The sequence below is a fragment of the Mesorhizobium sp. ArgA1 genome, assembly GCF_053714375.1.
Window position 1 is genome coordinate 246,042 of record NZ_JBSKBQ010000004.1, and the last position, 13,229, is coordinate 259,270.

General features: G+C 62.3%; 12 protein-coding genes. 8 read left to right on the forward strand and 4 right to left on the reverse strand.

All coding sequences use genetic code 11. The annotated features are described in order from the left end of the window. Together ACWGTI_RS13300 and ACWGTI_RS13305 are read right to left on the reverse strand one after the other, a co-directional pair. Positions 1-495 carry a hypothetical protein gene (locus ACWGTI_RS13300; RefSeq protein WP_454587527.1) on the reverse strand — a complete coding sequence of 165 codons (495 nt, stop codon included), beginning with the start codon at positions 493-495 and terminating at the stop codon, positions 1-3. 23 nt (positions 496-518) lie between these two features. After that, positions 519-1,337, reverse strand: coding sequence for a class I SAM-dependent methyltransferase (locus ACWGTI_RS13305; RefSeq protein ID WP_454587528.1), 819 nt, complete (start codon positions 1,335-1,337; stop codon positions 519-521). A gap of 91 nt (positions 1,338-1,428) precedes the next feature. Here ACWGTI_RS13305 and ACWGTI_RS13310 point away from each other — a divergent pair, with 91 nt between their 5' ends. Together ACWGTI_RS13310 and ACWGTI_RS13315 are read left to right on the forward strand one after the other, a co-directional pair. Next, complete coding sequence (locus tag ACWGTI_RS13310) at positions 1,429-2,337, forward strand: LysR family transcriptional regulator (protein WP_454587529.1); 909 nt, start codon at positions 1,429-1,431, stop codon at positions 2,335-2,337. Positions 2,338-2,442: 105 nt separating this feature from the next. Beyond that, a complete protein-coding gene (locus ACWGTI_RS13315) occupies positions 2,443-2,802 on the forward strand; it encodes a VOC family protein (protein ID WP_454587530.1) in 360 nt (119 codons plus the stop codon). A gap of 45 nt (positions 2,803-2,847) precedes the next feature. Here ACWGTI_RS13315 and ACWGTI_RS13320 read toward each other — a convergent pair whose 3' ends face one another. After that, positions 2,848-4,194: an NAD(P)/FAD-dependent oxidoreductase gene (locus ACWGTI_RS13320; protein ID WP_454587531.1), complete on the reverse strand. Its 1,347-nt coding sequence runs from the start codon at positions 4,192-4,194 to the stop codon at positions 2,848-2,850. A gap of 625 nt (positions 4,195-4,819) precedes the next feature. Between ACWGTI_RS13320 and ACWGTI_RS13325 the strand changes: the two genes are divergently transcribed. Both ACWGTI_RS13325 and ACWGTI_RS13330 read left to right on the forward strand, forming a co-directional pair. Then, positions 4,820-5,530, forward strand: coding sequence for a hypothetical protein (locus ACWGTI_RS13325; protein ID WP_454587532.1), 711 nt, complete (start codon positions 4,820-4,822; stop codon positions 5,528-5,530). A gap of 61 nt (positions 5,531-5,591) precedes the next feature. Then, positions 5,592-6,305: a hypothetical protein gene (locus ACWGTI_RS13330; protein ID WP_454587533.1), complete on the forward strand. Its 714-nt coding sequence runs from the start codon at positions 5,592-5,594 to the stop codon at positions 6,303-6,305. Positions 6,306-6,384: 79 nt separating this feature from the next. On the opposite strand, the gene ACWGTI_RS13335 is transcribed toward ACWGTI_RS13330, so the two are convergent. Further along, on the reverse strand, positions 6,385-7,407 hold the full coding sequence (locus ACWGTI_RS13335; protein WP_454587534.1) for a substrate-binding domain-containing protein: 1,023 nt from the start codon (positions 7,405-7,407) through the stop codon (positions 6,385-6,387). 366 nt (positions 7,408-7,773) lie between these two features. Here ACWGTI_RS13335 and ACWGTI_RS13340 point away from each other — a divergent pair, with 366 nt between their 5' ends. From ACWGTI_RS13340 to bglA, 4 genes are all read left to right on the forward strand, one after another. Further along, a complete protein-coding gene (locus ACWGTI_RS13340) occupies positions 7,774-9,129 on the forward strand; it encodes an ABC transporter substrate-binding protein (RefSeq protein WP_454587535.1) in 1,356 nt (451 codons plus the stop codon). Between the two features lie 203 nt (positions 9,130-9,332). Then, positions 9,333-10,346, forward strand: coding sequence for a carbohydrate ABC transporter permease (locus tag ACWGTI_RS13345; RefSeq protein WP_023668891.1), 1,014 nt, complete (start codon positions 9,333-9,335; stop codon positions 10,344-10,346). A gap of 1 nt (position 10,347) precedes the next feature. Then, positions 10,348-11,502, forward strand: coding sequence for a carbohydrate ABC transporter permease (locus tag ACWGTI_RS13350; protein WP_454587536.1), 1,155 nt, complete (start codon positions 10,348-10,350; stop codon positions 11,500-11,502). 5 nt (positions 11,503-11,507) lie between these two features. Next, a complete protein-coding gene (bglA, locus tag ACWGTI_RS13355) occupies positions 11,508-13,172 on the forward strand; it encodes a beta-galactosidase BglA (protein WP_454587537.1) in 1,665 nt (554 codons plus the stop codon). Positions 13,173-13,229: the final 57 nt, after the last annotated feature.

The window sequence follows — 13,229 nt, forward strand, 5'->3', positions numbered from 1 at the left end:
TCAAGCCTCGGTTTGCCGAGGACGTACCAGAAAATAGATCGCCACTATGTGCGTGATCATCAGCAGCGGTACATAGATGACTGGGATCGCGTAGGTGCCGCCCAGCCACTCCGCGTGCGCGGGAAGGTCGACCTGTATGGCATGGTAATAGTCGACGACGATGTCGACAGTTCCCACGAGATTGAAGGCGACGACGAACAGCCCGAAGAGCGGCCTTATTCGCAATGTGAGCAGCGCCAGCATGGCCAGCACACCGGTAGCGAAGTCGCCGTATGCGGCGAACACGGCGAAGCCGGCGGGCAAGTTGGGACTTACGACACCCGGAAGGATGAAGACCAGCCCGAAGAAGCGGAAGCTGTGAAAAGTTGCAATGGCACGATGCGCCGCGACCCGGTCCATCGCGCTTAACCACGGCCAGATATAAGCGCCAAAGCAAAGCAGCCACGCGACATAGCCTAGAACGAGATGGATTTGGAACAGGACTTCCGTCGACATTTGGCCTCCCATCAACAGTTGGTTCACACAGCCTCGAACACCGCGGTCAGGACGCCGAGCCGGCCCTGCATGAGATTTCGTCCCAGGTTGGTCGAAAGCTCAGCGAAGTCCGGTCCCATCACCACGCCGAGATTTGGTGAAGGCGGCGGTCCGGATGCGCGCAGCTGCGCGAACCAGGCCTTGGCGGTCTCGGTGTCGTCTTGCCATGCCAGCACGCGGAAGCCGGCCGGTTCGATCGTCTCGCCCGTCGCTTCGGCTGTGAGGAGGAAGCTCGTCGCCGGTGTTCGCGCCCAAGGCAGCGGATAGTGCGGCTCGCCAATGACCGAGACGACGTCGAAGGTGGCAAACCTGCCGCCAGGCTTCAGCACGCGCCGGATCTCGCTGTAGAGCCGCGCGCGGTCGGAAATGTTCATCGCCACATGCTGCAGCAGCACGACGTCGAAATGGCCATCATCGAATGGTAGCCCCAGCGCGCTGGCAATCTGAAATGACAGCTGCCCGCTCTGTCCCGTCCGCTCGGTCAGATAGCGCGCGGCATCCACGAAAGGCTCGCTGAGGTCGACGCCGGTAACCAGGCAGCCATGGGTCGCGGCCAGAAAGCGAGCCGGTCCGCCGACGCCCGAACCGACGTCCAGAACCGACATGCCGGCCGCGATCCCCGTCAATCGAGCAAGCTCGGCGGTGGCAGCAAGCCCGCGGGTGTGAAATTGATCGAGGGCACCCAATTGCTGGGGCGTAAGACGCTGATCCTCCGAGCCGAGGGCAGCCAGTACCGTCTTCAGCCGCTCGGTCAGGCCGGTCGCGCGATAATGGTCACGCACGCCATCAAGTTCATCGGTCATTGCAATCTCCTTGGCAAGATGTCTCCTGGCTTGCAGCTCTTACCTAAGCCCGCTTCCATAATTCGACCATCCGCTGTAATCAGAACAACCTATGAAGCAGAACTACACAATCCGGTACGGTGCGCTGGAGGGCGTGGAGGTGTTTCTGGCTGTCGCCAGGCACCGCAACTTCCGCCGCGCCGCCACCGATCTCGGCGTGACGCCGTCCGCGGTGAGCCAGGCGGTGCGCACGCTGGAAGCCCGCATGGGTGCGGCGCTGTTCGTCCGCACGACACGGAGCGTCGGTCTGACCGAGGCCGGCCAGCGCTTCCTCGACCGCGCCGGGCCTGCCTTCGAGGAGATCGTCGCGGCCGGCGAGGCCGCGCGCGACGTCGGCCAACGGCCGACGGGGCTGCTGCGCCTATCGGTGCCCCGTTCCGTCGTGCCACTGATCCTGGAGCCGATGATCGCGTCGTTCTGCAGGGCCTACCCAGAGATCGAACTGGAGATTGCCGCGAGCGACGAGATGGTCGATCTGGCGACCGGCGGCTTCGATGCTGGCATTCGCCTGGGCCAGTTCATCGCGCCCGACATGGTCGCGGTGCGACTTACGCCATCGTTTTCGTTCGTGGTTGTCGGCAGCCCCGACTATCTCGAGCGCCACGGCTGTCCAGAGCGTGTCGACGACTTGCGCCACCACGCCTGCCTGCGCTTGCGCCGCTCGAACGGCGCTATTGCGCCCTGGTCTTTCGCTGACGGCAACGAGGCGGTCAAGGCGATGGTCACAGGCCCGCTGATCGCGCACGACTATCCGACGTTGCTGGGGGCTGCTATGCAGGGCGTAGGGCTGGCGCAGACGCCTCGACCCGTCGCTGAAGGTCCGATCGCCGAGGGAAAACTCAAGCCGGTGCTGGAGGGCTTGGCCGCGACCACGCCGGGTGTCTTCCTCTATCATCCCGGCAAGCGCCAGGTCCTGCCGAAACTGCGGGCTTTCATCGATCACCTCAAATCTGCGGCTTGAGGCAATGAATGGGTAGAAAGCGGCGGAAGCGCTCAAGAAGTGAGTAGTCTGACGGCGAAGATCATGGACGGAACCTAACCGCCTGAGGCTGAGTTTTTCTCCTAGATGAAGGAGAACGAAATGCACATCCAAGGCGTTTATGCGGCCCTGACAACCAAGGATATGAAACGGGCTGAACAGTTTTATTCGATCCTCTTCGGGCGTGAGCCAGACGATCGACCTATGGATAATCTCATTCAGTGGCGCGATGTCGCCGGGGCCAACATTCAACTCTTTCGCGACGAGACCAGCGCTGGCCACGGCCGTTGCACGATCGTCGTCCCGCAAATGTCCGTTGCGCGGCAGGAACTCGCCCTTGCTGGCCTCTCGATCCGGGACGAGAAAGCCGGCGAATTCGGAAGGATTGCGCAGCTGAATGATCCGGATGGCAATTTGATCACCTTGGCGGAACCACCCTCAAAGTAAGGTCCGCTGATCGTCGAAGGGACTTCAGAGCGTCGCGAGGCCATTTCACAGGGCCGGACCTAACCGGACAGGGCTTCCGTCGGAAAAGCGCGACAGCCGGAAGCGGCTGAGATCATGCCCGGGATCGGTTCCCTGGATCAGGTCGGAAACGACGCGCCCGATTCCAGGCCCGATGCCGAAGCCGTGACCACTCATCCCCGTCGCGACGAAAAGACCGCCGACTGCCCGCACGCGATCCACGACGGGGACGACGTCGGGCATTGCGTCGATCATGCCGCCCCAGCCGGCCTTTAGGCGAACCGTCTCGAATTGCGGAAAAAGACGTTTGAATCTGCGTTCTATCGAACGCAGACGGGCCGGTTCAGGAGCTGGGCTGAGCACACGCATTCTCTCAAAAGGGCTTCGCGCATCCGGCGCCCAATCGCGCGGCGTCGACCAGGCATCGGGGTAGCCCGATGGAGCGAACGGAAAGTAGCGTGTTCCCAGTGGATTGTCCCTGAGGGCGGGAAGATATTTGGTGGCGTGCCGGAATGCGTCAGGACCCAGGTACTGCAGATGGCTGCCGCCTGCGGCGAGCGTGTAGCCGCCATCCTGCCGGCGCCGGAAAGCGATGCGTTCGTCAGTCGCCGCACCTGCATAGATTTCAGGCAGGGGTTCCGTTGCGGCTACGGTTACCCTGACGCTGAGTTGGGGGATGGAGACGCCGTGTCTGCGCAAGAACAGGGATGACCACGCGCCACCCGCGACCAATACGCTGGAGGCCTCGATGTATCCCGCCTCGGTCCACACGCCCTTGATTTTGCCGCCTGAGATTTCGAGGGTTCGCGCCGCGCAATTCTCGACGATTTTGACGCCTTTTCGTACGGCAAGCCGGGCAAGCGCAGGCACTGCCAGCCAAGGCTCCGCACGCATGTCGGACGGCGTCGTCATGGCGCCCTTGAATCTGCGCGACATGCCTTTGATGAGCTTCGCGGTTTCGTCACTGTCCAGGAGGCAGGTGTCGAGATCATGGATCGCGGCGATCCTCATGAACGCCTCGAAGCCGGCCATGTCCTTGTCGGTCTCAGCCAGATAGGTCACCCCTGTCTGGGCCAGCCCGATGTCTTCGCCGCATTCCTCGGCCAGTTGCCGCCACCGGCGAATAGCCTCGATGACGATGGGCAGCTCATCCTCATCTCGTCCCTGCTTTCGAATCCAGCCCCAGTTTCGGGAGGACTGTTCGGCCGCGACGCGTCCTTTCTCCAGCAGCGTCACCGGAATGTTGCGCTGCGCCAGGAAAAGCGCCGTCGTTACGCCGATAACACCGCCGCCAACGATCACCACCTCCGAACTCTTCGGCGGTGGCCCAGGATGTTGGATTGGATCCGTTTCGGAGAACGGGAATTTGGGCAAGTGATACACCCTGGATGACTGGTCGACGGCTTACTGGTTGCCACCCCCTACAAGCCAAATCAAGGACAGGTCCAGGCAGACCATTGTCCCACGACAGCAAAGCTCTGAACCTTCGCAGGCCTCCTATGCCGAGCTATGCGATGATCTAGTCGTACATGATGGCAATCTCCTTCGATGGGAGTCACGTCTCCGACCATCACACAGGAATACCGACCAAGGGAAGGCGCCCGCAACGGTCGCACGGCACGTTGACCTTCAGCAACCACCAGCCGGTCACCTACGCCTTTTGGACACCTAAGCCTTATTAGGTAGTTGGCACAAGCATTGGGAACAATCTCAATTAGTGCAAGTTTCCCTTCGGCCAAAATCGGTTCATACGAAGAGAACTGGCATGCTGAAATTGCTCACCGCAAGCACGACCGCAATGGCGTGGTCCTGCGTGTGGTGAGAATAACTAGCAGCGAGGTTCGCGCCATTGACGTTCAGAGGTGGATCATCTTCAGAGCTCCAGGGCGACACGCGTCCGGCCTGGATTCATTTTAGCATGGGCCACTGGACGTGGAGCGCCATTCCCTTATGCATATTGCTGCTGTGGCTGATATCTCCGGCAGACGATGGCGCCGCAATGCAGCAGAAGCTCGTTGCAGCGCAGAGCGAATTGGCGGCGGCAAAAGCGCAACTGGACTTGATGCAGCGCGCCGAACGCGACGCCAGTGAGCAGGCACGCGTAGCTGCCGACACTGCGGCCAAGCAGGGACAAGCCTTGAAAGAGGCGGGTCAAAGAGACGAAGCCCTCACACTCGATCTCGAAGCGGCCCGCCGCGTCATCACCTTGGCCCGCCAGGCCAGCGAAGCCAACAAGACAAGCGCAGATCTGGCTGCGGCCAAACGGGCCAATGCCGAAAAGGGCCGACAGGCGGCCGAGGCCGCTTTGAAGCAGGCCGGCGACGCATTGAAGCTGGAACGCGCATGGACGGAATCAGTCATGCGTGATCTCGACGGTGCCCTCCAGGAACGCGACGCGGCAAAGCAGGCTTCCGCAGAGTTGAGCGCTGCGTTGGAGCAAGCGCGCGAAAAGGTTGTCCGCATGGCCATCAACCTCAGCGCTGCGCGCAAGGCGATCGAGCTCGTCAAAGCCCAAAGTGTGCGTCGCATCGCGCGTATCAAGCACGCAACCGAAGCTCGGGTCGCGGCAGGTCCACTTGCAAGCCAGCCGGCCCGTCAATCGGGGTTGCAGGAAAAAAACAAGAAGGTTCAGAACTCGTCAAAACGGGTTCTGGTGGCGACGACCATTACCCTTCCCGACGCATTGCTCCCGACCCCGCGGGGGCCTTGATGGTGAAAGCCAAGAGTGCAGCTGGGCGAGCCCAGACCTGTGCCGCAGGAGGAATCCCGCAATGTACAAATACGTGGCAGTCGCAATAATGATCGGAGTAGCCACTGGACCTGCGTCGGCCGTTGACGTGGGGGGCGGCGGCAAGGTCGGCGGTCTCGGGGTCGGGGCCGGAGTGAGCGCCGGTCAGCAGGGCGTCTCTGTGGGGGTGGGTGCGAGCGTCGACGGTGTGGGCGGAACAACTGTTGGGGCATCGGTCGGCACGGGCAACGGGTCGCTTGGCGTCGGTGTCGATGCTGGCGGCAATTTGGGCAACGCAAGCGCAAGCGTATCGACAGGTACCAAGAACCCGTCCGCCGCTGCGGCGGCTACAAGCGGCAGCCCGGCCCCAGACAACACTGCCGTTGTTTCGGCCAATAGCGCCACGCGCACCATCGACCTACCATCCACCCTCAAGCCCTCCAAAGCCGGGCGCGGCGAGCTCGGTAGGATTATCACGGGCTATCCCTTTGGGCCCCTGGCATCATTGAAAGCGAAACCCGGGACGACGCCCGCAGTCGTGAGCGCCTGCCGCGCGGCGATCGTGTCTGCCGCAACGCCGCTTGGCGCCTTGCGTGTGTCGGCGGTGAGTGCCGGTCCAATGCGCCAACGTCACGCTGCGCTGATGGCGCCGATCGAGGTGCGAATACAGTACGCGCGCCAAGGCGATATCCAAGTGCGACAAGCGAAAGTCACATGTCGCCTCGATGCGGCGGGAAGGGTCACCGCGGTAACATAACGAGTGCCTGTCGGCTGGACGACAGACGGCGACTCTGTGTCGAACCAAGGTCGTCGCTTCCAGCGATTGAGAGTTCTGTCTAACCCGGCGCGCCGGCGACGGAGCCCCTGACCACCAGGTCGACCGGCCAGACCTCGCCGCGCGCGCCCTCTTCCAGCCCCGATATGCGCGCCGCCAGCCGCTCGGCGACGCGGGCGCCGGCGAGGCGGATCGACGAGCGCGTCGTCGACAGCGGAACGGAGAAATTCTCCGGCTTCAGCCATGGGAAGACATCGTCATGGGCAATCAGCGACAGGTCGCCGGGAATGGTCAGGCCAAGGTCGCGCACCGCGCGCACGACGCCCAGCGACATGATCAGGCTGGAGCAGGCGATCGCTGTCGGCGGCTCGCTCTGTTCGAGCAGGCGCCGGGCGGCGCGATAGCCGTTCTCCTCTGTCATCGTCACCGAGCAGACATGGCGCTCACCGAGCGTCAGGCCGCTGGCGGCCAGCGCTCGGCGCATGCCGCGTTCACGATGGATGGCGAAGGTTTCGCGGTCGTCGCCATTGATCAGGGCCAACCGGCGGTGACCGAGCTGGACCAGCAGCCGGGCCGCCTCGTGGAAGGCGCCCTCATTGTCGATGTCGGTGAACGGGTAGTCGAAGTTGAAGCCGTCGCTGCGGCCATGGACGATGAAGGGAATGCCCAGCGTGTTGACCAGCGCCACCCGCCGGTCGGCCGGCCGCGGCGAGGAGATGTAGACGGCGTCGACCTGTCGGTTGGCGACGATGCGGCGATAGGTGGTCTCCTGGTCGTCGGCATCTGCCGGCGACAGAACGAGGTCAAGTTCGTGCGAGCGGGCATAGTCGCCCAGGCCGGAAAGGAATTCGACGAAATGCGGATCGATATCGACGGAGGCGCCGGTCGGCAGGACATAGCCGATCATACCGGTCTTGCCGGTCGCCAGCCGGCGCGCGCTCGGATTGGGCCGGTAGCCGTGGCGCTTGGCGGCATCCACCACGCGCCGGCGGGTTTCCTCGTTGACCTCCGGATAGCCGTTCAGCGCGCGGCTGACCGTTGTCTGCGATAGAGCCAGCATATGGGAGAGCTGCTTCAGGTTCACCCGGGAGGCCTCCAAGCCTCAAAGCGCTTTTAATTTTGAAATCCACGCGGGCGCCGTGATGGGCGCAGCCGAGCTTGGCGACCATACGCACTGGTCCGGCCAGATTGAAGCATAATTTGCTGTTGCGCTGCCAAAAAACTATGCTGCACTGCACTTTATCAAGTGTTGCGGCCCCGAAATTAAATCGATTAGGCTCCTAGCCTCTTGACTTCCATTGGATTCAATGGCGAGATCAAAAAGACCAAAGCGCTTTGGAAGACTCTTTCGAAAGGTTGCGGTTCCTTTCTGAGTGAGTCACAGTCCTGCGGCGTCGGCGGACGGAATGGAGGTTCCGTCCTGATATATGTGACCACTGGGAGGAATGCGATGAAGAAGATGCTTCTGCTTGGCGCCGCGTTTGCAACGCTCGCCCTGACCCTGCCGGCGCAAGCCGAACTGAAGTTCAAGCCGGGTGAAGACAAGCGCTTCAACTGGGCCAACTACGAAGAGCTGAAAAAGGTCGATCTCAAGGGCGAGACGCTGACCATCTTCGGGCCATGGCGCGGCGAGGACGAAGGCCTCATCCGCACGGTTCTGGAATATTTCCAGGAAGCCACCGGCGCCGAGATCAAATACTCCTCGTCGGAGAATTACGAACAGCAGATCGTCATCGACACCCAGGCCGGCAGCCCGCCCAACATCGCCGTGCTGCCGCAGCCGGGCCTGATCCAGGACCTGGCCTCCAAGGGCCTGCTGACGCCGCTGGGCGACGACACCGCCAAATGGGTGAAGGACAATTACGGCGCCGGCCAGTCATGGGTCGACCTCGGCACTTTCAAGGACAAGGACGGCAAGCCGGGCTTCTTCGCCTTCCCCTACAAGGCCGACGTGAAATCGCTGGTTTGGTACTCGCCGGACAATTTCGAGGAAGCCGGCTACAAGGTTCCCAAGACCCAGGAAGAGCTTGCCGATCTCGAGAAGAAGATCATCGCCGACGGCGGCACGCCGTGGTGCATCGGTCTCGGCTCGGGCGGCGCCACCGGCTGGCCGGCGACCGACTGGGTCGAGGACATCATGCTGCGCACGCAGACGCCTGACGTCTACGACAAGTGGGTGAAGAACGAGATTCCGTTCAACGATCCGGCGGTGGTTAACGCCATCGACATTTTCGGCAAGATCGCCACCGACGACAAGATGGTCGATGGCGGCGCCAAGGCGGTTGCCGCGACCGACTTCCGCGACAGCCCGAAGGGCCTCTTCTCGGTGCCGCCGAAATGCTACCTGCATCATCAGGCCTCGTTCATCCCGACCTTCTTCCCGGAAGGGACCAAGGTTGGGCAGGACGCCGACTTCTTCTACTTCCCGCCCTACGCCTCGAAGCCCGACCTTGGCACTCCCGTTCTCGGCGCCGGTACGCTCGCCATGATCACCAAAGACAGCAAGGGTGCCCGCGCGTTCATCGAATTCCTGAAGATGCCGCTGGCGCATGAAATCTGGATGGCCCAGGGCGGCTTCGTGACGCCGCTCAAGTCGGTCAACAAGGATGCCTATGCCAGCGACGCGTTGAAGAAGCAGGGCGAAATCCTCGCCAATGCCTCGACCTTCCGCTTCGACGGTTCGGACCTGATGCCGGGCAAGATCGGCGCCGGCGCCTTCTGGACCGGCATGATCGACCTGGTCGGCGGCAAGTCGGCCCAGGATGTCGCCACCGACATCCAGAAGAGCTGGGACGCGATCAAGTAATCATCGGCAAATCGGCAGCCGCTCAGGCTGCAGTTTTCAGGACGTCCTCCACAGACTGGATCCGGGCCCGTGGGCCCGGATCCGACCGGCGCAGTTCGCCGGACCGATTTGCGTTCGTTCGTTCCGAATAACTTAAATCGGCGCATCGCCACATCGCCAGGGCTGTCCAAAGCCCGGCTGATCATGCGCAGGGAGAGGGACCCATGGCGGCTCAGATTCTTTCGGCCATTTTTGTCATCATCATCGGCGTCGGCGGCTGCGTCGCCTATTTCTGGGGCGCCAACAAGCTGGTCGACCTGATCTTCCCGTCGCGCGGCGTCGCCGGGGCTGCGGCCATCGACAATCTGCGCCGGCAGGGGCTGGTGCGTCCCTGGCTGTTCGTCGGCCCGGCGATGATCATCCTCACCGTCTATTTGATCTACCCGGTGGTGGCGACGCTCTGGCTGTCCTTCCTCGATCGCGGCGGTCAGCACTTTGTCGGCTTCGCCAACTATGAATGGGCGTTCGGCGACCGCGAGTTCCGCAACTCGATCCTCAACAACATCATCTGGCTGGCGGTGGTGCCGGCGGCGTGCACCTTCCTCGGGCTGATCATCGCCGTGCTCACCGACAAGATCTGGTGGGGCACGATCGCCAAGAGCCTGATCTTCCTGCCGCTGGCGATCTCCTTTGTCGGCGCCAGCGTGATCTGGAAATTCATTTACGAATATCGCGGCGAGGGCCAGACGCAGATCGGCCTGCTCAACGCTATCATCCAGTATTTCGGCGGCCAGCCGCAGGTCTGGATATCGCTGCCGTTCTGGAACAATTTCTTCCTGATGATCATCCTGATCTGGATCCAGACCGGCTTTGCCATGGTCATCCTGTCTTCGGCGCTGCGCGGCATCCCCGAGGAGACCCTCGAAGCCGCGGTCATCGACGGCGCCAATCCGTTCCAGATCTTCTGGAAGATCATGGTGCCGCAAATCTGGGGCACCATCGCCGTGGTCTGGACGACCATCACCATCCTGGTGCTGAAAGTGTTCGACATCGTGCTGACCATGACCAACGGCCAGTGGAACAGCCAGGTGCTGGCCAATCTGATGTTCGACTGGATGTTCCGCGGCGGCGGCGATTTCGGCCGCGGCGCAACAATCGCCATCATCATCATGATCGCGGTCATCCCGATCATGGTCTGGAACATCCGCCAGGCGAACAAAGAGACGGGAGGGCATTGAGATGGCCGTTGCGACCGGAAAATCCTTTGCCAGCCGTTTCGGTGTCCACATCGCCGTGCTCATCTTCGTTGCCATCTGGACCGTGCCGACGCTCGGCATCCTGGTCTCGTCCCTGCGCGACAAGGACCAGATTATCGCCTCGGGCTGGTGGAACTCGTTCTCCAGCTCCACCCAGACCGAAGCCGGCCGGTTGCCGCCGGCCTCGGCGCAGGTCGAGAAAGATGGCAAATTCGTGCTTGCCGGCAACATCTTCGGCGATACTGCCGCCCGCAACATCAGCGCCTTCGGCGTCAAGTCGGCTGCGCCGACGCAATATCCGGCCGGCACGGCCGCCGATCTCGGCGATGGCGTGACCTTGCAGCTCAATGCCGACGGGACGTTCGTCATGAGCTCGCCCAAGGCTTTCGAAGGCGATCGCGGCCAGCGCGTCTATTATGCCTCGTCGGCGCCGCCGAAATTCACCACCGATAATTACAACACGGTGCTGTTTTCCGAAGGCATCGGCCGCTCCTTCATGAACTCGCTGACCGTCACCATTCCGGCGACCGTCATCCCGATCCTGATCGCGGCCTTCGCCGCCTATGCGCTGGCCTGGATGCGCTTTCCCGGCCGCGCGCTGCTGATCGCCGTCATCATCGGCCTGCTGGTCGTGCCGCTGCAGATGTCGCTGATCCCATTGCTCAAACTCTACAACGGCGTCGGCACTTTCTTCGGCGTGCCGTCGAAAACCTATCTCGGCATCTGGCTGGCGCACACCGGCTTCGGCCTGCCCTTCGCCATCTATCTCCTGCGCAGCTACATTGCCGGCCTGCCGCGCGAGATCATGGAATCGGCGCGCATCGACGGCGCCAGCGATTTCGAGATCTTCGTCAAAATCGTGCTGCCGCTGTCGTTCCCGGTGCTGGCCTCCTTCGCCATCTTCCAGTTTCTGTGGGTGTGGAACGATTTGTTGGTGGCGATGGTTTTCCTTGGTACCGAGGGCGATCAGATCGTGCTGACCGCCAAGCTCAATGCGCTGCTCGGTTCGCGCGGCGGCGACTGGGAAATCCTGACGACATCGGCCTTCGTCACCATCATCGTGCCGCTGATCGTGTTCTTCTCGCTGCAGCGCTATTTCGTCCGCGGGCTGCTGGCCGGCTCGGTCAAAGGAGGTTGAGACTGATGCAATCCGCTTTGAAGGCGACTTCCAAACCCGATCTCGCCGTCGATCGCGATTGGTGGCGGGGCGCGGTGATCTACCAGATCTATCCGCGCTCCTACCAGGACTCCAATGGCGACGGCATCGGCGATCTCAAGGGCATCATCCGCAGGCTGCCCTATATCGCTTCGCTGGGCGTCGATGCCATCTGGATTTCGCCCTTCTTCAAGTCGCCGATGAAGGATTTCGGCTACGATGTCTCGGACTATTGCGACGTCGACCCGATGTTCGGAACGCTTGCCGATTTCGACGCACTGGTTGCGGAAGCCCATCACCTCGGCCTCAAGGTTATGATCGACGAGGTGCTGTCGCACACCGCCGACATCCATCCTTGGTTCAAGGAGAGCCGCGCCAACCGCAGCAACCCGAAAGCCGACTGGTATGTCTGGGCGGATGCCAGACCGGATGGCACGCCGCCCAACAACTGGCTGTCGATCTTCGGCGGCTCGGCCTGGCAGTGGGACACCAGCCGCCAGCAATATTATCTGCATAATTTCCTGTCCGAACAGCCGGACCTCAACTTCCACAATTCGGAAGTCCAGGACGCGCTGCTCGACGTCACCCGCTTCTGGCTGGAGCGCGGCGTCGACGGCTTCCGCCTCGACACCATCAATTTCTACTTCCACAGCCAGGGGCTGGAGAACAATCCGCCGCTGCCGCCGGAAGAGCGCAACGACCAGACCGCACCTGCGGTCAACCCTTACAACTATCAGGACCATATCTACGACAAGAGCCGGCCGGAGAACCTTGCCTTCCTCGAACGGTTCCGGGCGCTGCTCGACGAATATCCGGCGACTGCCGCCGTCGGCGAAGTCGGCGATTCGCAGCGCGGGCTGGAAGTGGTCGCCGCCTACACGGCCGGCGGCAAGCGCGTCCACATGTGCTATTCCTTCGATTTCCTGGCGCCGGAAAAGATCAGTGCCGCCAAGGTGCGCCAGGTGCTGGAAGCCTTCGGCAAGGTCGCCAGCGACGGCTGGTCATGCTGGGCCTTCTCCAATCATGACGTGATGCGTCCGGCCTCACGCTGGGCCGCCGATGAGGCCGATCCGGCCGCCTATCTCAAGGTGATCTCGGCGCTGCTGATGTCGCTGCGTGGCTCGGTCTGCCTCTATCAGGGCGAGGAGCTTGGGTTGGGCGAGGCCGAGCTTAAGTTCGAGGATCTGCAGGACCCCTACGGCATCCGCTTCTGGCCCGAATTCAAGGGCCGCGACGGCTGCCGCACCCCGATGGTGTGGGATGCAGCCGCCAGCAATGCCGGCTTTTCGACGGCCAAGCCCTGGCTGCCGGTACCGGGCAAGCATTTGTCGCAAGCGGTCAACGTGCAGCAGGGCGACGCCGCCTCGCTGCTCGAGCACTACCGGCGCTTTCTCGGCTTCCGCCGCCAGCATCCGGCGCTGGCCAAAGGCGACATCGAGTTCATCGAAAGCGAGGGCGACACCGTCGCCTTCACCCGCCGCGAGGGCAACGAGCAAATCGTCTGCGTCTTCAATCTGGGCAGCAGGCCGGCCGAGGTCGATCTCGGCGGCCAGGCGCTGCAGCCCTTGGCCGGACACGGTTTTTCGGGACAATCCGGCACAGGCTCCATCCGCCTCGGCGGCTACGGCGCCTGGTTCGGGCGTATCGACTGAGTTTTGACGAAACGGAATTTCTTGAGGAAATCTGGGTTCTCTAGGGAAATCACTGGG